The following is a 20,138-nucleotide window of genomic DNA, read 5'->3' as shown; positions in this document are numbered from 1 at the left end:
TCGGCAACCCGTCGGCGTACGGCACCGTCGAGGTCTACGGAGCCGAGCCGCCCGGGGTGTGTCCCGTGCTGCCCGGCTCCCATCAGGGAGAGGCATCCGCCGATCATGAACGTCCGCCGCAGCGCCGCGGTCCTGGCCGCCACCGTCGTGATCGGCATGGCCACGCCTGCCGTGGCCGCGTCCCCGTCCCCGTCTCCGTCCGTGGCGATCCCGTCCGGGCTCTACGGCACCTCGGACCCGACGTACGACGGTGTGTGGCGCCAGTCGCTCGCGCTGATCGCCCAGGTCAAGTCGGGCGTCCTGCCCGCCACCAACGCCGTCGGCTGGCTGCTGGGCCAGCAGTGCCAGACCGGCGCCTTCGCCGCCTTCCGCGCCGAGCCCGCCAAGGCCTGTGACGCCAAGGTCATGGTCGACACCAACAGCACGGCGGTCGCGGCACAGGCGCTGGCCGAGGCCGACGGCGGCGGCCTCATGGACGACGCCCTCGCAGCCGTCAAGTGGCTGAAGACCGTGCAGAACAAGGACGGCGGCTGGGGCTACATGCCCGGCGGGCCGAGCGACGCCAACTCGACGTCGCTGGTCATCGGCGCGCTGAACGCCGTGGGCCAGGACCCGGAGACGGTGGACAACGGCGGCAAGTCCCCCTACGACGCCCTGCGCGAGCTGGCCCTGCCCTGCGACGACGGCGGCGCCTTCGCCTACCAGCCGGACAAGAAGGGCAAGCTGGCCGCCAACGCGGACGCGACGGCCGCGGCCGTGCTGGGCATGAAGGGCATGAGCATGGCCTCGGCGAAGGCGGCCGCCGACACGGACCTCTCCTGCGCCGACACCACCGAGCTCGACCCGGACCAGGCGGCTGCCAACGGCGCGTCCTACCTCGCCGAGACGATGAAGAAGGACGGCTACCTCAAGTCCGCCCTCGCGGGCGCCGAGGACCAGCCGGACTACGGCAACACGGCGGACGCGGTCGTCGCACTGGCCGTGACGGGCGGCCCGAAGGCGGCACAGAAGCCCCTGACCTGGCTGGAGCAGAACTCCGCGGACTGGGCGAAGCAGAACGGCCCGGCCGCCTACGCCCAGTTGATCCTCGCGGCGGACGCGGCGGGCGCGAACCCGCGTGACTTCGGCGGTACGGACCTGGTGACGCAGCTCAACTCGACGGGACCGGAGCCGCAGCAGCGGGCAACGGGCGCGGAGCCGGCCGACGAGAAGAAGGACGAGGACGGTGGTGTCAGCGTCTGGTGGATCATCGGCGTCGGTCTCGTCGGCGGTATCGGCATCGGCTTCCTGATCAGCGCCCGCAACAAGGGGCAGCAGCCGTGATCCGGCGCGCCTGCGCACTGTTGCTGACCGCGCTCGTCCTCTGGGCGGGCGCGGCCCCGGCGCAGGCCGTCGGCTACCGCTACTGGTCCTTCTGGGACCGCTCCGGCGACAAGTGGACGTACGCCACCCAGGGCCCGTCCACCGCCGTGCCCTCCGACGGCGACGTCCAGGGCTTCCGCTTCTCGGTCAGCGAGGACTCCGGCGACGCGGCCCGGCCGCGCAGCGCGGCGAACTTCGCGACGATCTGCGCCAGGACCCCGGCGCAGGAGGGCAGGAAGCGGGTGGCGCTGGTCATCGACTCCGGCACGCCCGAGGACGCCCCGTCCGGCGAGACCCCGCCGGCGCCCCGCACGGCCTGCGCGACGGTGGACCCCGACGCGACCACGGCGGAGGCCCTCGCCTCGGTCGCCAAACCCCTGCGCTACGACGGCAACGCGCTGCTGTGCGCCATCTCGGGGTATCCCCGGAAGGGGTGCGGGGAGCAGGTGACGACCACGGACAAGAAGCCGACGCGGGAGAAGAGCAACGACAGCGAAGGCCCGTCACTGGGCCTGTGGGCCGGAGTTGCGGGGGTGGCGGCCCTGGGAGGGGCGGCGGTGTGGCAGTCCCGCCGACGGAAGAATGCGTAATCCCATAGCCACCGGCAGCCGGGGCGGCCTCCACCCCGGCGCCTGGTGGCTCTGGGCCCTCGCCCTCGGTGTCGCGGCGACCCGCACCAGGAACCCCCTCCTCCTCGGCCTCCTCGTCGCCACGTCCGCCTATGTCGTGGCGACCTGCCGCCGCCCCACCCCCTGGTCCCGCTCCTACGGCGCCTTCGTCAAACTCGCCCTCGCCGTGCTGCTCATTCGCCTCACCTTCGCCGTCGTCTTCGGCAGCCCGGTCCCTGGCACGCACGTGCTCGTCACGCTCCCCGAAGTCCCGCTGCCCGACTGGGCGCAGGGCATCCGCCTGGGCGGAAAGGTCACCGCGGAAGGCCTCCTGTTCTCCCTCTACGACGCCCTGCAACTCGCCACACTCCTCATCTGCGTGGGCGCGGCGAACGCCCTCGCCAACCCCTCCCGCCTCCTGAAGTCCCTCCCCGGCGCCCTCTACGAGATGGGCGTGGCGGTCGTCGTGGCCCTCACCTTCGCCCCCAGCCTCATCGCCGACGTCCAGCGGGTACGCGCCGCCCGCCGCCTCCGAGGCCGCCCCGACAAGGGCATACGCGGCCTGCTCCACGTGGGCCTGCCCGTCCTGGAGGGCGCCCTGGAACGCTCCGTCGCCCTCGCCGCCGCGATGGACGCCCGCGGCTACGGCCGTACCGCCGAGGTTCCCGCCCCGGTCCGCCGTACGACCGCCGCCCTCACCCTCGGCGGTCTGCTCGGCGTCTGCGCGGGCACCTACGGTCTGCTCACCGCGGAGGGCGGCACGTACGGCATGCCGGTGCTCCTCGCCGGCGTCGCCGCGGCCCTCGCCGGCCTTCGCCTCGGCGGCCGGCGCACCCCCCGCACCCGTTACCGCCCCGACATGTGGGACCTCCGCGCCTGGCTGGTCACGGGCTCCGGCGCCGCGGTCGCCGCGCTGCTGACCCTCGCCGCCTCCGTCGACCCCGAGGCGCTCGACCCGGGCGTGGTGCCCCCGGTCGCCCCAACCCTTCCCCTCTGGCCCGCGGCGGCGATCCTCCTGGGCCTGCTCCCCGCGTTCCTCGCCCCCACCCCCGCTCTCAAGGAGCCGTCGTGATCCGCTTCGAGAACGTCTCCGTGACGTACGACGGCGCCGCCGAACCCACCGTCCAGGGCGTGGACTTCGAGGTCCCGGAGGGCGAACTCGTCCTCCTCGTCGGCCCGTCGGGCGTGGGCAAGTCGACGATCCTCGGCGCGGTCAGCGGTCTCGTCCCGCACTTCACCGGCGGCACCCTGCGCGGCCGGGTCACGGTCGCGGGCCGCGACACCCGCACCCACAAGCCGCGCGAACTCGCGGACGTGGTCGGCACGGTGGGCCAGGACCCGCTCGCCCACTTCGTGACGGACACCGTCGAGGACGAACTCGCCTACGGGATGGAGTCGTTGGGCCTCGCCCCGGCCGTGATGCGCCGCCGCGTGGAGGAGACCCTGGACCTGCTGGGCCTCGCCGACCTCCGCAACCGCCCGATCGCCACGCTCTCCGGCGGCCAGCAGCAGCGGGTGGCGATCGGCTCGGTCCTCACCCCGCACCCGAAGGTCCTCATCCTCGACGAGCCGACCTCGGCCCTGGACCCGGCCGCCGCGGAGGAGGTCCTCGCGGTCCTCCAACGCCTCGTCCACGACCTCGGCACCACCATCCTCATGGCAGAACACCGCCTGGAACGAGTAATCCAGTACGCCGACCAGGTCGCCCTCCTCCCCACCCCAGGCGCACCCCCCACCCTGGGCACCCCGGCGGCCATGATGTCCGTCTCCCCGGTCCACCCCCCGGTCGTGGCCCTGGGCCGCCTGGCGGGCTGGACCCCCCTCCCCTTGACGGTCAGAGACGCCCGCCGCCAGGCAACGGCCCTCAGAGCCCGACTGGCAGATCAGCCTGCGCAGCCCGCGGACATACGTACCGCTACCGCCGAGCCTGCGGGCACGCGCACCGCTGACGCCGCCGCTACCGCCGAGCCTGCGGGCATGCGTGCCGCCTGGGGCGGCCCCGCTGCCAAAGAGAGGCGGCACCTCGCAAGCGCGGGCAAGCGCACCCACCCCGGCACCGCAACCGACGGCACCCTGTCAACGCCGGGCAACGCAAACCCACCATCGCCCCGTCGCCGACCGTTCCGCCGCAAACCCAGCCCGACCAGCACCCCCACCACCCCCCACACCGCCGAAATCCGCGCCCTATCCATCCGCCGCGACCAAATCCAGGCCCTGACCCACATCGACCTCACCCTCTCCCCCGGAGAAACGGTCGCCCTCATGGGCCGCAACGGCGCCGGAAAATCCACCCTCCTCGCCTCCCTCGTAGGCCTCGTACAACCGACCACCGGAGAAGTCCGAGTCGGCGGCGCCGTCCCGCACAAGACGGCCCCCCGGGACCTCGTACGCCGAGTCGGCCTGGTCCCCCAGGAACCAAGGGACCTCCTCTATACCGACACCGTCGAAGCCGAGTGCACCGCAGCCGACAGGGACGCCCACGCAGACCCCGGCACCTGCCGCCACCTCGTCTCCGCCCTCCTCCCCGGCGTGTCCGACGACACCCACCCCCGCGACCTTTCCGAGGGCCAGCGCCTAGCCCTCGCCCTCGCGGTCGTCCTCACCTCCCGCCCGCCCCTGCTCCTCCTGGACGAACCGACCCGCGGCCTGGACTACGCCGCGAAGGCCCGCCTGGTCACGCTCCTGCGCGAGCTCGCCGCCGACGGCCACACCATCGTCCTGGCCACGCACGACGTGGAGCTGGCCGCCGAGATCGCCCACCGTGTCGTCCTGCTCGCCGAGGGAGAGGTGATCGCCGACGGCCCCGCCGCGGACGTAGTAGTGGCGTCCCCGTCCTACGCCCCCCAGGTCAGCAAGATCCTCGCCCCGCAGAAGTGGCTGACGGTCGCCCAGGTCAGAGAGGCCCTGGCATGACGAGGACATCACGGCCGAAAGCCGTCCGCCTCGCCCCCCGTTCGATCGCCGCCCTCACCCTGGTCAGCGGAATCGGCGTGGTCGCCTTCGGCTGGCCGTTCCTCACCCCGCCCACCTCCACGGTCGGCACCCACACCCAGGACGCCCCCTGGCTCTTCGCGGGCCTGCTGATCCTGCTGGTCGCCGTCGCCGCGGCGGCGGTCTCGGAGTCCGGCCTCGGCCCGAAGGCGGTCGCCATGCTGGGCGTCCTCGCCGCGACGGGCGCCGCGCTGCGCCCGATCGGCGGGGGCACGGCCGGGATCGAGCCGATGTTCTTCCTGATGGTGCTGAGCGGCCGGGTGCTCGGCCCGGGCTTCGGCTTCGTCCTGGGCAACGTCACCATGTTCGCGTCCGCGCTGCTCACCGGCGGGGTCGGCCCGTGGATGCCGTTCCAGATGCTGTCGATGGGCTGGTTCACGATGGGCGCGGGCCTGCTGCCGGGGGCGGACCGGCTGCGCGGCCGCGCCGAGACCCGGATGCTGGCGGCGTACGGCTTCCTGGCCGCCTTCGCCTACGGCACCGCGATGAACATGCAGGGCTGGCCCTTCATGCACGAGCTCGCCTCGAACATCGCCTTCGACCCGGACGACGGCGTCCACACGAACCTGGCCCGTTTCGTCGCGTACTGCCTGACCACCTCCGTCGGCTGGGACCTGGGCCGGGCGATCGTCACCGTCGTCCTCACCCTCACCGTCGGCCCGACGCTCCTGCGCGGCCTGCGCCGGGCCACCCGCCGGGCGGCCTTCGAGGCGCCGGTCACATTCGACGCTCCCGCTGCGTAGGGGGTCACGCACACGCGGTGAGGATCATGGTGAACCACCCCACATGACCCACATCACCTACGATCCGCCCTAGTGGTACAAACCGGACGCCATGTCCACGCCATAACGGCCTCTGACCTGCACTTTGAGAGCCACGTCACACGAGAAGCGTGTACCCCACATACGACCACAACTAGCAAAAGGGGTCATTGCGGACGCCCCTCCGACCTGTTTCTCTGGATGACGTCGCACGGCGCCGACGTGCCCCACGGGCCTCGGCGCCGACGCATGTCCCCGCCACGCACCGCGTGGTTCCGACACGCCGCGACCGCAACGTCCCCGACGAAAGGTCACCCCTTGTCCGCCGCTTCCTTCCTCCGCACCATCGCCACCCCGAAGAAGGCCCTCACCGGCGCCGCCGTGGCGACTGCCGCCGTCGGCGCGATTTTCGCCGCGGCGCCCGCCCAGGCCGCCACGACCGGTGCCTCCGACGCTCAGGCGATCGCGAAGAAGATGGTCGGCGACTCGGCCCAGTACCAGTGCTTCGCCAACATCGTCGACCACGAGAGCGACTGGAACGTCAGCGCCACCAACGCCTCGTCCGGCGCCTACGGCCTCGTCCAGGCCCTCCCGGGCTCGAAGATGGCCTCCGCCGGCTCCGACTGGCAGACCAACGCCGCCACCCAGATCGAGTGGGGCCTGGACTACATGAAGGACCGCTACGGCAGCGCCTGTGGCGCCTGGAACTTCTGGCAGGCCAACGGCTGGTACTGAGCCGCCGAGTCTCCACGGACCGCACCCGTCTCCGGACGGGTGCGGTCTTCGTTTTTCGCGCACTCGAACCACACCGTCTTCCCGCCCCCGCCGCGCCGGTCCACCCCCCACTTGTCGACCACGGCGTCCAGCAGCACCAGCCCGCGCCCGCACTCGGCCTCCGCCGACAGCCCGACGCCGACACACGGGGTCCGGTCCACCCCGTCCGCCACCTCCACCCGCACCCCCGCCCCGCGCCGCAGCACCAGCACGCGGCAGCGGCGGTCCGGGACATGGCGTACGACGTTGGAGACCAGCTCGGTCACGCCCAGCGCGGCCGCGTCGTACAGCTCCGGCAGCTCCCACTCGTCGAGCAGCGAGCGGACGATGCGGCGGATGTGCCGCGCGGAATGCTCACCCACGGTGAGCTGAAGGGTGTACTGGTGAATGTATTCGTTCACGGTACGAGGCTGACCTCGCGCAACTACTCTGGGCTACAGAACGAACACAACACGCTCCGGAGTGGAGGCAGTTCGTGACGAACATCAACGTTCTTGACCCGGGAGCCTCGCCGCTCGACTACTACGGCTTCGAGCTGCGACGGTACCGAGAGACGGCCGGGCTGACACAGAAGCAGCTCGGGGACATCGTCAACTACACGGCGTCGCTGGTGGGGCAGGTCGAGACGGCGAGAAAGGTCCCGACACCGGAGTTCAGCGAACGGGTGGACGCGGCGCTGGGGACGGGCGGGTTACTGTCGCGGCTGGTGGATCTGGTGCTGCGAAGCCAGCTTCCGGCGTGGTTCCAGCAGGTGGCTGAGCTGGAGGTGCGGGCGGCGGAGATCTGTACGTTCCAGATGGGCATGATGCACGGGCTGTTGCAGACCCCGGAGTACGTCCGTGCGGTGCTCGGTGCGCTCGATGACTCGGATCTCGACGACCGCAGCGCCGTACGACTGGCCCGCCAGCGCATCTTCGAGAAGGAGGAGTCTCCGGTCTTCTGGCTGGTCCTCAGCGAAGCCGCGCTGAATCAGGAGATCGGCGGGCCGGAGATCATGCGCGGCCAGCTGACCCACCTGCTGAGCTTCGAGAAGCACCCCCGGATCAACGTCCAGGTGCTGCCGTACTCGGCCGGGGCGCACGCTGGACTGACGGGCTCATTCACCCTCTTCCGCTTCGCGAGCGATCCGTCCATCGTCTACACCGAGGGCTACGGCAGCGGGCACCCGACCGCCAACCCGGACACCGTCAAGGACTGTTCACTCCGTTACGATCATCTCCGGGCCGCCGCACTCTCAATCAGAGACTCGGCGGAGTTGATCCGGAGCGTGATGGAGGACCGCTATGGAGAGCAACTGGCGTAAGTCCAGCTACAGCAGCGACCAGGGCGGCGAATGCGTCGAGATCGCAGAGAGCACCACCATCTCCATCCGCGACTCCAAGACCCCGGCGGGACCGATCCTCACCCTCGACCCCGCCACCTTCACCGCCTTCATCAACTGGACCTCTACAACCGCTGAATGATCGTGGCGGTGGCCAAGCCGCCGCCGGCGCACATCGTCACCAGCGCGAACTCCTTGTCCACGCGCTCCAGTTCATGGAGCGCCGTGGTGATCAGCCGGGCCCCGGTCGCCCCCACCGGATGCCCGAGCGCGATCGCACCGCCGTTCACGTTCACCTTCTCCAGGTCCTGCTCGAAGACCTGCGCCCAGCTCAACACCACTGACGCGAAGGCCTCGTTGATCTCGACGATGTCGATGTCCTTCATCGACATGCCCGCCTTGCCCAGGACGGCCTTCGTCGCGTCGATCGGCCCGTCGAGGTGGAAGTGCGGGTCGGCGCCGACCAGCGCCTGGGCGACGATCCGCGCCCGCGGACGAAGCTTCAGCGCCCGCGCCATCCGCTTCGAGGCCCACATGATCGCCGCCGCGCCGTCGCTGATCTGGGACGAGTTGCCTGCCGTGTGAACGGCCGTCGGCATGATCGGCTTCAGGCCTGCCAGCGCTTCCATGGATGTGTCGCGCAGGCCTTCGTCCCGGTCGACGAGCCGCCACATGCCCTGGCCCGCCCGCTGTTCGTCCTCCGTGGTCGGCACCTGGACGGCGAACGTCTCGCGCTTGAACCGTTCCTCGGCCCAGGCGACGGCCGCCCGCTCCTGCGAGATGAGGCCCAGGGAGTCGACGTTCTCGCGCGTCAGCCCCCGATGACGCACGATCCGCTCGGCCGCCTCGAACTGGTTGGGCAGGTCCACGTTCCACTCGTCCGGGAACGGCTTGCCGGGGCCGTGCTTGGATCCCGAGCCCAGCGGGACCCGGGACATCGCCTCGACGCCGGACGCGATGCCGACGTCGATGACTCCCGCCGCGATCATGTTGGCCACCATGTGCGCGGCCTGCTGCGAGGAACCGCACTGGCAGTTGACGGTCGTCGCGGCCGTCTCGTAGGGCAGGCCCATGGCCAGCCAAGCCGTGCGCGCGGGGTTCGCGGACTGTTCGCCGGCCTGGGTCACCGTGCCGCTGACGATCTGTTCCACGCAGTCGGCGGGGATGCCGGTGCGGCCCAGGAGTTCGCGGTAGGTCTCGCCCAGGAGGTAGGCGGGATGGAGGTTGGCGAGCGCGCCGCCGCGCTTGCCGACGGGGGTGCGGACGGCTTCGACGATCACGGGTTCGGCGGCCATGGGGGGCGGTCCTCTCGTCCGGAAGAACCAGCAGGCACCAGCAGGAACCAGCGGCTGGCCAAGCAACTAGTACGTGTTCTAGTTCTGCTTGCAGTCTGCTGACGTGACGTCCATCACCGCAAGGGTCTTGCAGTCTTCGGCACCCACCGTTACGTTCGCGAGAACTGATGGTCCGTCAGATGGCTGGAGCCGCCATGCCCTGTCCAGCGCTTCCCGACGGGTTCGACTTCACCGACCCCGATCTGCTGCAACACCGCGTCCCCCTACCGGAGTTCGCCGAGCTGCGCCGGGCCGAGCCGGTCCGCTGGATCCCCCAGTCGGGCAATGTCGCCGGCTTCCAGGACGAGGGGTACTGGGCCGTCACGCGCCACGCGGACGTCAAGTACGTCTCCACGCACCCGGAGCTCTTCTCCTCCACCCTCAACACCGCGATCATCCGCTTCAACGAGCACATCGAGCGCGACGCCATCGACGCGCAGCGGCTGATCCTGCTCAACATGGACCCGCCGGAGCACACCCGGGTCCGGCAGATCGTGCAGCGGGTGTTCACGCCGCGCGCGATACGGGCGCTGGAGGAGCGGCTGCGGACGCGGGCGGGCGCGATCGTCGCGGAGGCACGGGCGCATCCCGGGCCGTTCGACTTCGTCACGCAGGTCGCCTGTGAGCTGCCGCTCCAGGCCATCGCCGAGCTGATCGGCATCCCGCAGGACGACCGGGCCAAGATCTTCGACTGGTCCAACAAGATGATCTCGTACGACGACCCGGAGTACGCGATCACCGAGGAGGTCGGCCAGGAGTCGGCGACCGAGCTGATCGCCTACGCGATGAACATGGCCGCCGACCGCAAGCAGTGCCCGGCGAAGGACATCGTCACGACGCTGGTCGCCGCCGAGGACGAGGGGAACCTGAACTCCGACGAGTTCGGCTTCTTCGTGCTGATGCTGGCCGTCGCGGGCAACGAGACCACGCGCAACGCGATCACCCACGGCATGCACGCCTTCCTCACGCATCCCGACCAGTGGGAGCTGTACAAGAGGGAGCGGCCCGCGACCGCGGCCGAGGAGATCGTGCGCTGGGCGACCCCGGTCAACTCCTTCCAGCGCACTGCCACCCAGGACACCGAACTGGGCGGCCAGTTGATCAGGAAGGGCGACCGGGTCGGGATCTTCTACGCCTCCGCCAACCACGACCCCGAGGTCTTCACCGACCCCGACACCTTCGACGTGCTGCGCGACCCCAACCCGCACCTCGGTTTCGGCGGCGGCGGTCCGCACTACTGCCTGGGCAAGTCCCTGGCCGTGCTGGAGATCGACCTCATCTTCAACGCCATCGCGGACGCCATGCCGGACCTGCGTCTTGCGGGCGACCCGGACCGGCTGCGCTCCGCCTGGATCAACGGCGTGAAGCACCTCCGGGTCAGCCTGGCCTGACAGACCCGGGGGAGGCAGGAGCACCCCCATCCCTGCGCCCGCCCCTGCCTCCCCCGCGCACTTCCGCTCAGCCCTTGGGCAGCGAACCGGCGCAGGTCGCCCGGCCGAACTCCCCTGCCGCGGTGGCGCTTTGGACGTGGTTGCCCTTGATGGCGAGGGCGCAGCGGGCCTGGCCGCCCTTCTCCCCCAGCACGATGCTGACGATCGGCTCCTTGCCGAGCGGGACCTCCACGGTCTTGCTCCAGGGCAGGGCGGCCGCCTTCACGACGACGGCATCGCCGGATTCGCTGCGGGCCTGGTAGCTGATGTCGGCGGTGCCGGTGCCGGTCACCTCGTAGGTCACCGCGGCGGTGGGCACGCGGTGTTCCGGCTTTTCGTCGTCCTCTCCCGACTGAAGCACGCCGTAAAGGACGAGACCGCCGCAGACGGACAGAGCGACGCCGGCGATGAGCAGCGCGCTGCGGTCACCGCTCGGTCCTTCCTTTTTCCCGGATTCCGGGGCATCCGATTCCAGCGTGTCGGATTCCTGGGTTTTGGTGCTCATGGTCGACCCCCCTCGAATTTCGGAAATTACCGGGCTCCCATGCCCGCAGTCGGGTGTTTATACACGACCCGGTGGACCGGTGGCCAGCGGACGGAAATTTCGGACACCCGGCAGCCTCTTTGGCGTCATGTGTCGGCATTGTCGCGCGACTTGACAGCGCATGATCACAGTGAATAGAAACCCGGCGCCCCCCACTATGACCTCCTCATCTACGCAGGTGAGGGCGGACGTTGGCGGGGTGTGTTCAAAGTGTGAAACACTAGGAAAGGTTTCGTGTGAGACCCAGATTGGGCAGGCTTTCGGCCTGCCTTGTGGTGGCTGCGGTGACGAGTACCGCATTGCCACAGATCGCATATGCTGCGCCCAGCGGCGACGGTGACGGCAAGGGAATTGTCGATACTGTCAAGGGCTGGTTCGCGGATGATAGCAGTGGAAATGAAGAGCCCCCGTCGCACGACGATGCGGGCGTGGCCGACCGCCAGAAACTGCCGAAGGGCAAGAACGCTCCCAAGGCCGAGCGGGTCAAGGAGCTGAAGAGCAAGCGCACCTCCAGCGCCCGCTTCTGGCAGCTGTCGAACGGCCAGGTCGAGGCGGAGCTGTCGGCCGTACCGACGTCGTACCGGTCGGGCTCGTCGTGGAAGTCCATCGACACCGCGGTGCACGACTCGAAGTCCAAGGGCTTCAGGTTCGCCAACACGACGAACGAGGGCCGCAGTTGGTTCGGCACGGACGCCGACCGGCTGGTGCGCTTCAAGTCGCCCGACGGCCACGCCGTCACCCTGGGTCTGGACGGCGCCGACGGCAGGCTGAAGCCGGTGGCGAAGGGCTCGACCGTCACGTACAAGGACGCGGCGCACGGCGCGGACCTTCAGTACGTGGTCGGCGCGGGCCAGGTGAAGGAGAACATCACCCTCGCCGAACGCCCCGACGGGCCGCTGAAGTTCACCTTCACGCTCGACACCGACGGGCTCACCCCGAAGGCCCGCAAGGACGGCTCGATCGCCCTGTTCGGCGAGCTGCCGAACACGCCGGTGATGGTGATCCCCGCGCCGTACATGACGGACGCCAAGAAGGACACCAAGTCCGTCTTCGGACAGACGTACAGCACGAAGGTCTCGCAGCAGCTCACCCGGGACGGCAAGTCCTGGAAGCTGACCGTCACGCCGGACGCGAAGTGGCTGGCGGCGAAGGAGCGGCAGTACCCGGTCGTCATCGACCCGACGATCACGATCGCGCCGAGCCCCTCGCAGTCCCAGGACACCATGGTCCTGTCGGACCAGTCGACGACCAACTTCAACACCACCTGGAAGCTGTCGGCCGGCAAGACCGACACGGGCACCTCCCGCTCCCTGATCAAGTTCCCGCTGGACGAGATCCCCTCGGGCACGAAGATCGACACGGCGCGTCTGGAGATGTACTTCGACCAGGCGCACACCACCAACACCAACGACGTCACCATCGGCGCCTACCGGGCCACCGGGGCGTGGGACGAGGCGACGGCGACCTGGTCCAACACCAGCGCGCTGGTGGGTGAGCTGTCCGGCACGAGCGTGCAGGTCGACGACGGCGACACGGGCACCACGGCGGCCACCGGCTCCTGGCCCACGTCCGGCTCGACGCTGACGCAGTACGCCATCGGCAGCGACTACCGCTACAACAAGGACTCGGTCGCGGGCGACACCTACACCTGGCAGCCGAAGCTGCCGGAGACCGCCTCCTACCGGGTCGACGTGCACTACGTGGCGGCCACCGACCGGGCGACCAACGCGCCCTACACGGTGACCGGCCAGGACGGCACCACCAACCACACCGTCAACCAGCAGTCCGGCACCAACGGTGTGTGGGCCTCGCTGAACGGCGGCTCGCAGATCGACTTCAACGGCGGCACCGCGGGCAAGGTCGTCCTCGGCGACGGCCCGGCGTCCACCACGACCGCGGTGCTCGCGGACGCGGTGCGCTGGGTGAACCCGGCGTCCATCGTGAAGAACGTCGGCGAGTACAACCAGTGGCACAAGTTCCCGGTCACCGACACGGTCCAGCAGTGGCTCGACGGCTCGGCGACCAACCACGGCTTCGTGCTCAAGGCCACCGACGAGTCGGGCACCGCCCCGACCGGCGGCCCCCGCTACGAGGCCGGTGACGGCGACTACGGCGGCGAGACCGCGACCATTCCGCGGCTGACGGTGACGTACGGCAAGGTCGGCACGACGCTGAACTCGCCGACCGTGGTGCACTCCACGGGCCCCGAGCTGTCCTGGAAGGCGTACTCCAACACCACCGGCGACACCGGTCTGGACATCGTCGAGTACCAGCTGCACCGCTCCACGCAGCAGGCGTTCACCCCGTCCGCGGCGACCCTGGTCGCGCCGGTCGAGAAGACGGTGACGCAGTACACGGACACCAGCGCGACGCCGACCCCGGACTCCTCCTCGGTGGAGATCGGCCGGTCGTACTACTACCAGCTCGCGGTGAAGACCAAGAACGGCCAGCTGCTCGGCTCCCCGACGCGCGTCGTCGGCGTGCCCAAGGCGGGCCGCACCATGCGGCTGATCCAGGGCACCTCCGGAGTCACGGACACCACCCTGTCGTCCACGCAGCCCACCACCAACCTGGACACCATCTCCTCCCTGGGCGTGGGCCAGAAGTGGCTGAGCGTCGGCAACAACTCCTCGACGTACGGCAAGACCCGCGCGGCGATGAAGTTCACCACGTCGACCATCCCCACCACGGCGACGGTGCTGGAGTCCCGGCTGTTCATGTGGGGCGCGGAGACCACCACCGGCACCAACGGCGCCATCTACGAACTCCACGGTCTGACCAAGGACTTCACGGAGACCCAGGCCACCTGGAACAACGCCAACTCCACCACCGCGTGGACCGCGGCGGGCGGTGACTTCTCGGCCACCGTCTCCGACACGGTCGCGCAGGTCTCGGAGGTCGGCCGGCACTGGTGGGACGCCACGTCGCTCACCCAGGGCTGGATCAAGACGCCCACCAGCAACAAGGGCGCCCTGGTCAAGCTGAAGGACGAGACCACCACCGGCCCCCAGGAGCGCACCCTGTTCCTGGCCTCGGAGGCCTCCGACTACCAGCTCGGCCCGCTGCTGCGCGTGATCTACGTCGACTCCACGACCGAGGACACGTACTACGCGCCGCAGACCCCGGCCCGGATGACCCCCAACTCCACCTACTCGGTGGACTTCACGGTCACCAACACCACGTCCAGTGCGTGGGCGGCCGGTGAGCGGGAGCTGTCCTACACCTGGAAGCTGCCCGACGGCACCGTCCCCTCCTACGCCGGCACCTCGCTGGCCACGGCGATCCCGGCGCTCAGCCCGGGCCAGTCGGCCACGATCAAGGCGCAGGTCAAGACGCCGATCAACTCCGACTCCGGCAGCAAGAGCACGCACTTCGTGCTCAACTGGGACGTCCGCAAGATCGCCGACGGCACCTGGCTGTCCGCGGGCACGGGCGGTATCCCGACCCTGCAGCAGAACGTGGCGGTCGAGGACCCGACCTCCAACATGCTGGGCCTGGAGAAGTTCTACTCCTACACCGGCAAGAACACCGGTGCCGGTTCGACGGTGATGAACAACCTCGCCTCCGGCAACACCGTGTGGTCCTACGACGCGTTCAACAACCCCAGCCGGGGTCTGAACACGTTCGCGCGGTTCGCGTACAACTCGCTGGACACCAGTGACTCGATGATGGGCCACGGCTGGTCCGGTCAGGTCACCGGCCCGATCCGGCTGGGTGCGGCGCTGGACTTCCACCCCAACCCGAACCCGACGGAGATCCGTCTGCCCGACGGTGACGGCACCACGCACGTCTTCCGCAAGCAGGCGGACGGCACGTGGCAGGCCCCGGCCGGTGTCCACTTCAAGGTGTCCTTCAAGGCCGGCACCGAGTGCACCCCGGACAAGGACAACACCCCGGACGCCTGGACGCTGCTGCGCCCGGACGGCACCCGCTTCCTCTTCGGCTGCGACGGCTACCTCTCGTCCGTCGTGGACAAGAACGGCAACACGCAGTCGTACACGTACGAGGAGCGCAAGGCCCACGGCAAGCCGACCAAGTTCCTGAAGTACATCACCGACGCCTCGAACCGGCAGACGGTGACGGTCGACTACTACGAGCGGGGCGACTCGACCTACGAGTACATCGACGGCACCGGCGCCAAGGTCAGCGGCTCCGGCCTGACCGACCCCGACATCTACGACCACGTGAAGTCCATCACGGACATCTCGGGGTCCGTGACGGGGCTGCCGACGCGGAAGATCTCGTTCTACTACACCGTGCAGGGCCTGCTCGGTCGGTTCACCGACGGTGACGGCTCCAGCCAGCCGAAGGTCTTCAAGTTCACCTACGACGCCATCCAGGGCAACAAGAACGTCAAGCTGGTGACCGCCACCGACCCGCGCGGGAACGGCACTTCGCTGGCGTACCACGAGCCGCCCACGGGTGACGCGAAGTACCACTGGTGGACCAAGAGCATCACGGACCGTCTCGACGGGGTGACCGACTTCACGTACAAGACGAACCTCACCAACCCGAAGTTCGTCGACGCCACGGTCAAGGACGCCTTGTCGCGCTCGTCGCTGTACGTCACGGACGACTTCGGCCGCCCGGTGTCGACGACCAACGCCAAGTCCCAGACGTCGAAGATGAGTTGGGACGGTGACAACAACGTCACCTACCTGGAGGAGGCCAACGGCGCCAAGACCGCGTTCTGCTACGACCAGAAGACGGGCTTCCCGCTCTGGCAGCGCGACGCGGAGAACAACACCGCGGGCGTCCCGGACCAGGGCACGACCTGTGTGTCCGACTCCACCAAGTGGCCGGCGAACGCGGCGAAGTACCAGTACCAGACCCGCGCGGACGGCTACTCGGCCGACCTGTGGCGCAAGACCTCCCCGGAGGGCCACGCCTGGCAGTTCGGCTACGACACGTTCGGCAACCTGAAGACGGTCACCGACCCCAAGGGTGTCGCGACGGCGACGGCGGGCGACTACACGTCGTCGTACGACTACGACGCCTACGGTCAGCTGACCAAGGCGACGGACGCCAACGGCAACCCGACGACGTACAGCGGGTTCGGTGCGACGGGCTACCCGAGCACCATCACGGACGCGCTGAACAAGTCGACGACGTACGTCTACGACGAGCGCGGCCAGGTCACCGAGGTCACCGACGCGCTGGGCAAGAAGACCACGCAGACGTACGACGTGTACGGCCGTCCGCTGGTCAGCACGGTGCCGAAGGACCAGACCGCGGGCGTTCTGATCACGACCCCGGCTCCGGAGTACGACGCCAACGACAACGTCACCAAGTCCACCTCGCCGGGCGGCGCGGTCTCCACGGCCGTGTACGACAAGGCGGACCAGGTGGAGTCGGCGACGGCTCCGAAGGACACGGCGACGTCGGACGAGCGCAAGTCGCTCTACACGTACGACAAGGTCGGCAACCTCAAGACGGTCACCGAGCCCAAGGGCGCGCTGACCACCACGGACCCGGCCGACTACGTCACCACCAACCACTACGACGAGATCTACCAGCTCACGTCCGTGGTCAACTCGGCCGGTGACAAGGTCAGTTACGAGTACGACAACGTCGGCAACGTGGTCACGGTCATCGACCCGCGGAAGAACGCGACCGCGGACACCACCGACTACACCACCAAGACCGCCTATGACCTGAACCACCGGGCCACGACGGTCACGGACGCGGCCGGCAAGTCGACGAAGAAGTCCTACAACAAGGACGGACTGGTCGTCTCGACGACGGACGCGGAGAACAACACCACCACCATCGCCTACGACCAGCGCGGCAAGCAGACCGAGGTCAAGGTCCCGCACTCGGGCACCTCGACCATCACGTACCGCACGACCAAGTACGAGTACGACCAGGTCGGCAACGCCACCAAGGTGCTCACCCCGCGGACCGTGGCGGCCGGATCGACGGACGCGTTCACGGCCCGTACCGAGTACGACGCCCTGAACCGCCCGGTCAAGCAGTTCCAGCCGTACGACCCGGCGGACTCCCGCTACAACAGCCCGAACGTCTACACCCAGACCACGTACGACGCGGTCGGCCGGGTGGCCAAGACGTCGCTGCCGCCGTCGGAGGGCCAGACGGTCCGCAACGACACGACCTACGCCTACTTCGACAACGGCTGGGCCAAGTCGACCACGGACCCGTGGGACATCGTCACGTCCTACGACTACAACGAGCTCGGTCTGCAGACCGCGCGCACCCTCACCTCGGCGGGCGGCTCCTCGGACCGCACGATGAGCTGGACGTACTACCCCGACGGCAAGCTGAAGTCGAAGTCGGACGACGGCGTCCCCGCGGGCAAGTCGGTCGTTCTGGCCGACAACTCCGACACCCAGAACACCTCTGCCACCGGCACCTGGACGAAGGGGAACATCACCGGCCAGCACGGCTACGACCACCAGACGCACGCGGCGGGCACCGGCACCGACGCCTTCACCTGGACGCTCAACATCCCCAAGGACGGCACGTACACCGCGTACGTGAAGTACCCGAGGGTGACGGGTGCGGCGACGACCGCCAAGTACACGCTGACGCGCGGCACGACGACCGAGCCTTCGGTGACGAAGGACCAGAACGCCTCCACCGGTACCTGGGTCAGCCTCGGCTCCTACACCCTCAAGCAGGGCGAGGACACCAAGCTGAAGCTGGACCAGAACAGCGGCGGCATCGCCGTGGCGGACGCGGTCAAGCTGGTGCGCAGCACCACGGGCGAGACGGACACCGAGAAGAAGACCTTCGCGTACGCCTATGACGTCAACGGCAACCTGACGTCGATCGACGACACCTCGTCGGGCGCGAAGATCGACGCGTACACGGTCGCGTACACGGGCCTGAACCAGGTCCAGAAGGTGATCGAGGCGCTGGCCGGCACGGAGAAGAAGACGACGTCGTACACCTACGACGTCAACGGCCAGCCGGACACGGTGACTCACCCGGACCAGTTCTCCAAGTACACGTACGACCTGCGTGAGCTGGTGAAGACGGTCTCGGTCGGCAAGTCGGCCACGGACGCCTCGCCGAAGGTCACGTCGTACACGTACACCGACCGCGGCCAGAAGCTGCAGGAGACCAAGGCCAACAGCAACACCGTCGACCACACGTACTACCTCGACGGCGCGCTGAAGACCCAGGTGGAGAAGAAGGGCAACGGCACGCTCGTTGCCTCGCACACCTACTCCTACGACCCGAACGGCAACAAGTCGCAGGACGTGGCGAAGAAGATGAACGCCGACAACAACTCGGCGTACCTCGAATCGACCACGGACTACACCTACGACCCGGCCGACCGGCTCAAGCAGCAGGCGAAGACGGGCAGCGGCGCGGGCACGGACACCTATGTCCATGACGACAACGCCAACGTCATCAGCCAGACGGTCAACGGCACGAGCACCTCGTACAGCTACGACCGCAACCGTCTGCTCAGCGCCACGACCGGTACCTCGAAGGCGAACTACACCTACGACCCGTTCGGCCGCCAGGAGTCCGTCTCCGCGGACGGCAAGGTCATCGAGCGGAAGATCTACGACGGCTTCGACCATGTGATCGAGTCGCAGAAGATCGACAGCTCCGGTGCGCTGAAGTCGACGACGTACGCCTTCGACCCGCTGGACCGCACCACGTCGAAGACGGCCGACGGCAAGACCACCACGTTCAACTACCTCGGCATGACCGGCGAGGTGCTGAACGAGGAGGTCTCCGGCGAGCTCACCAAGTCCTACCAGTACAGCCCGTGGGGCGAGCGCCTGTCGCAGGTCAAGCACAACACGGACGGCACGACCGAGGACGGCTACTACGGCTACAACAGCCACACCGACGTCGAGACGCTGACCGACAGCACGGGCGACACCAAGGCCACCTACGGCTACACGGCCTACGGCGCCGACGAGGAGGAGGAGTTCACCGGCATCGACAAGCCCGATGCCGCCGATCCCACCAAGGAGGCGTACAACGCCTACCGCTACAACGCCAAGCGCTGGGACGCCCAGTCCGGCACCTACGACATGGGCTTCCGTGACTACAGCCCGGGTCTGAACCGCTTCACCACCCGGGACATGTACAACGGGGCGCTGGCCGACATGGGCCTGGGCACCGACCCGCTCACCGGCAACCGGTACTCGTTCGGCGGTGGCAACCCCACCACCTTCATCGAGTACGGCGGTCACCGTCCGATCGAGTGCAACGAGGCCGGTTACACCTGCTCGATGAACGACGGCGGTGGCTGGGACATCCAGGCAAGGGAGACGACCTCCACCCCGTCGGCCGACTCGAACATGGTCGACGGCCCGGTGAGCTGCTCGTTCGGCGCGCACACCGCGAACTGCGGAACCACGCAGATCACGGGTGAGCACTCCTGGATGAGGGGCCTGTCCAGCATCTACGGTTCGCAGAAGGACCTCGACACCTGGAACAGCTTCAACGGCTTCCTGTTCGGTGCGCTGACGCTCTTCGGGGCGGACTCGGCCGAAGGCTACGGAGCGAAGTACAAGGACGATTTCGTCGAGGCGTACGCGGACACGATCAAGGCCGCCGCCGCCAAGTACAACCTGCCGGCCGGTCTCGTCGCCGGTGTGGCGTACAACGAGGTGGGCGGCGACCCGCCGGTGACCGACGGCATCTCCTACAAGATCAATGGGAACAAGGCGTCGTTCGGCAATCTGAGCATGCAGGTCGGAACTGCTTCCGAAATGCTCGGATACGACCAGGCGAACATGTCGGAAGAGCAGCGCAAGTTGGTCATATCGTCGCTCGAAGACAACGTCCAGAACATCTTCCTGGCCGCCCGCTACCTTTCGGTCGGACGGGACAAGATCGCTCCTGGACGAGGGGCCGGTGATTTCAGCACCGACGATCTGCGGAATGTCGGCGCCTGGTATCAGGGCGGTCCCTACTGGCAGACAAACCCGAGCTCGCAGGCATACGGCAGCAGAATTGTCGGATGGCAGTCCCAGCTGGGGTACAAGCTAGGCTAGTATCTCGCCAGCTTTAAGGGGGGCGGCGG

13 protein-coding genes are annotated in these 20,138 nt (G+C 68.7%); 10 read left to right on the top strand and 3 right to left on the bottom strand.

Translation table 11 applies throughout. From position 1 onward, the window contains the following. The first annotated feature begins 105 nt into the window (after nt 1–105). The 6 genes from AB0Q90_RS06170 to AB0Q90_RS06145 all read left to right on the top strand — a co-directional run bounded on the left by AB0Q90_RS06170 (nt 106) and on the right by AB0Q90_RS06145 (nt 6,457). Nucleotides 106–1,323, top strand: coding sequence for a prenyltransferase/squalene oxidase repeat-containing protein (locus AB0Q90_RS06170; RefSeq protein ID WP_363159585.1), 1,218 nt, complete (start codon nt 106–108; stop codon nt 1,321–1,323). Beyond that, nucleotides 1,320–1,952: an SCO2322 family protein gene (locus AB0Q90_RS06165; RefSeq protein ID WP_363159586.1), complete on the top strand. Its 633-nt coding sequence runs from the start codon at nt 1,320–1,322 to the stop codon at nt 1,950–1,952. The genes AB0Q90_RS06170 and AB0Q90_RS06165 overlap by 4 nt, the downstream gene beginning before the upstream one ends. Further along, a complete protein-coding gene (locus AB0Q90_RS06160; protein WP_363159587.1) occupies nt 1,945–3,042 on the top strand; it encodes an energy-coupling factor transporter transmembrane component T in 1,098 nt (365 codons plus the stop codon). The genes AB0Q90_RS06165 and AB0Q90_RS06160 overlap by 8 nt, the downstream gene beginning before the upstream one ends. Next, nucleotides 3,039–4,883, top strand: a complete 1,845-nt coding sequence (locus AB0Q90_RS06155) for an ATP-binding cassette domain-containing protein (RefSeq protein WP_363159588.1) — start codon at nt 3,039–3,041, stop codon at nt 4,881–4,883. Before AB0Q90_RS06160 ends, AB0Q90_RS06155 begins: the two co-directional genes overlap by 4 nt. Further along, nucleotides 4,880–5,704 (top strand): ECF transporter S component, encoded by an 825-nt coding sequence (locus AB0Q90_RS06150; RefSeq protein WP_363159589.1) that lies wholly within the window; start codon nt 4,880–4,882, stop codon nt 5,702–5,704. Before AB0Q90_RS06155 ends, AB0Q90_RS06150 begins: the two co-directional genes overlap by 4 nt. 336 nt (nt 5,705–6,040) lie before the next feature. Beyond that, nucleotides 6,041–6,457, top strand: a complete 417-nt coding sequence (locus AB0Q90_RS06145) for a transglycosylase SLT domain-containing protein (protein WP_363159590.1) — start codon at nt 6,041–6,043, stop codon at nt 6,455–6,457. Here the strand turns inward: AB0Q90_RS06145 and AB0Q90_RS06140 are convergent. Then, nucleotides 6,403–6,897, bottom strand: a complete 495-nt coding sequence (locus tag AB0Q90_RS06140; RefSeq protein WP_363159591.1) for an ATP-binding protein — start codon at nt 6,895–6,897, stop codon at nt 6,403–6,405. The genes AB0Q90_RS06145 and AB0Q90_RS06140 overlap by 55 nt on opposite strands. A gap of 74 nt (nt 6,898–6,971) precedes the next feature. On the opposite strand from AB0Q90_RS06140, the gene AB0Q90_RS06135 reads away from it, so the two are divergent. Continuing rightward, on the top strand, nt 6,972–7,799 hold the full coding sequence (locus AB0Q90_RS06135; RefSeq protein WP_363159592.1) for a helix-turn-helix transcriptional regulator: 828 nt from the start codon (nt 6,972–6,974) through the stop codon (nt 7,797–7,799). Continuing rightward, the gene (locus AB0Q90_RS06130; RefSeq protein WP_363159593.1) at nt 7,780–7,959 is read left to right on the top strand and encodes a DUF397 domain-containing protein; all 180 of its coding nucleotides are present in this window, start codon (nt 7,780–7,782) and stop codon (nt 7,957–7,959) included. The genes AB0Q90_RS06135 and AB0Q90_RS06130 overlap by 20 nt, the downstream gene beginning before the upstream one ends. On the opposite strand, the gene AB0Q90_RS06125 is transcribed toward AB0Q90_RS06130, so the two are convergent. Next, nucleotides 7,943–9,112 carry a steroid 3-ketoacyl-CoA thiolase gene (locus tag AB0Q90_RS06125; protein ID WP_363159594.1) on the bottom strand — a complete coding sequence of 390 codons (1,170 nt, stop codon included), beginning with the start codon at nt 9,110–9,112 and terminating at the stop codon, nt 7,943–7,945. The two genes, AB0Q90_RS06130 and AB0Q90_RS06125, sit on opposite strands and share 17 nt — an antisense overlap. A gap of 194 nt (nt 9,113–9,306) precedes the next feature. Here AB0Q90_RS06125 and AB0Q90_RS06120 point away from each other — a divergent pair, with 194 nt between their 5' ends. Beyond that, a complete protein-coding gene (locus AB0Q90_RS06120; RefSeq protein WP_363159595.1) occupies nt 9,307–10,542 on the top strand; it encodes a cytochrome P450 in 1,236 nt (411 codons plus the stop codon). A 67-nt stretch (nt 10,543–10,609) separates the two neighbouring features. Here the strand turns inward: AB0Q90_RS06120 and AB0Q90_RS06115 are convergent, their stop codons facing one another. After that, entirely contained in the window at nt 10,610–11,086 is a 477-nt protein-coding gene (locus tag AB0Q90_RS06115; RefSeq protein WP_363159596.1) for a hypothetical protein, read from the bottom strand. A gap of 1,262 nt (nt 11,087–12,348) precedes the next feature. Between AB0Q90_RS06115 and AB0Q90_RS06110 the strand changes: the two genes are divergently transcribed. Continuing rightward, nucleotides 12,349–20,109 (top strand): DNRLRE domain-containing protein, encoded by a 7,761-nt coding sequence (locus tag AB0Q90_RS06110; protein ID WP_363159775.1) that lies wholly within the window; start codon nt 12,349–12,351, stop codon nt 20,107–20,109. Nucleotides 20,110–20,138: the final 29 nt, after the last annotated feature.

The organism is Streptomyces sp. NPDC079141, from assembly GCF_040686775.1.
Classification (GTDB): Bacteria; Actinomycetota; Actinomycetes; order Streptomycetales; family Streptomycetaceae; genus Streptomyces.
This window is presented reverse-complemented; position numbering and strand designations above follow the sequence as displayed.